Origin of the sequence: Mesorhizobium sp. M7A.F.Ca.US.005.03.2.1, assembly GCF_003997795.1 — a bacterium.
GTDB lineage: Bacteria > Pseudomonadota > Alphaproteobacteria > Rhizobiales > Rhizobiaceae > Mesorhizobium > Mesorhizobium ciceri.
On the sequence record NZ_RZRP01001622.1, the window covers coordinates 1 to 440 of the forward strand.

Sequence of the window (440 nt, forward strand, 5' to 3'; positions counted from 1 at the left end):
CTTCTGGCCCGATGGTGGTGACGATGGTTACGCCGGTGAGGAAGGAGCCAAGCGCACGGCGGAACTCGCCGCTGTCGAACCCGGTATTCGCCTCAGCAGTGCCGCTTCGCTCGATCGCTTCGTCCTCCGCGAGGAAGTCAACGATATGGCGCGTGGTGAGGTCCGGCGCCGCGACCGCCATCATGTGCTTCTCGCCCGGCAGCACCGTGCAGCGGCCATGCGGCGCCAGCCGTGCCATCGCGGCCGACATTGCCGGCGAAGAGTTCCTGTCCTCGGAGCCGGTCATGAACAGGGCCGGTACGGCCAGCGTCGGCAGGCGGTCGGCATGATCGCCGTCGGCACGAGCGAACAGGCGGTAGGTGCGGGCATAGCCTTCCGGGTCGACCGCGCTCAGTGCGGATGCCGTGTTCCGCGCTGCCGCCTCCAGCTCGGTCGGCACC

Annotated in this window: 1 protein-coding gene; it reads right to left on the reverse strand. The window is 68.9% G+C overall.

Annotated elements, in window-relative coordinates; translation table 11 throughout:
• Positions 1-440: alpha/beta hydrolase (locus EN991_RS39495; protein ID WP_245461223.1), on the reverse strand; the 440-nt coding region annotated here is incomplete at both ends.